The following is a 726-nucleotide window of genomic DNA, read 5'->3' on the forward strand; positions in this document are numbered from 1 at the left end:
CATTAACAAGGGAGATAACCCTCCAAATGTTTTTTTATCTGGATCGGCTGTCGGTATATACGGTGATCAGGGCGATACGAAGCTAGATGAGGCCTTTGGGCTTGGGCCCTCAGACTTTGCTTCAGAACTGTGCTTTCATTGGGAGCAGTTAGCGCAGATGGCAAACAAAAGAATTCGCTGCGCTACCTTGAGAACGGGTATTGTCTTAGACGGTTCGGGCGGCGCGCTATCAAAAATGATTTTGCCATTTAAGTTGTGCCTTGGAGGGCCGCTGGGAAACGGAAAGCAGTACATGCCCTGGATTCATAATGTTGACGTAACCAGAGCGCTTGAGTATTTATTAGTAAATCAGACGACGCGTGGCGCGGTCAATTTAGTCGCACCTGGTGCCGTAAGAAATAAAGAGTTTTCTATCGCGCTTGCTCGTACATTAAAGAGAATTGCAGTACTTCCTGTTCCGGCATTTATCTTGAAAACCATACTCGGTGAATCATCTATTTTATTGCTTGGAAGTCAGAATGTAGTCCCAAAGAAGCTTCTAGAAAGTGGCTTTCAATTTCAGTATCCTCAGTTAAAGCAAGCCTTGGATGAGATACTTTGACTTTAAATCATGTCATTATGATCTAGTTTTGTGCTTGTCGCGTATACCTTGTAGAACTGTTAAAAATGCATGGCATGTAAGAGGGTGATGGGTATGAAAAAGCATAATGTTATTGTCTCCGACAA

1 protein-coding gene is annotated in these 726 nt (G+C 43.4%); it reads left to right on the forward strand.

Annotated elements, in window-relative coordinates:
- The coding region (locus A3729_RS02765) for a TIGR01777 family oxidoreductase (protein ID WP_068633094.1) at positions 1-601 on the forward strand (601 nt) is incomplete at its 5' end.
- Positions 602-726: the final 125 nt, after the last annotated feature.

This window comes from Oleiphilus sp. HI0043 (genome assembly GCF_001634935.1).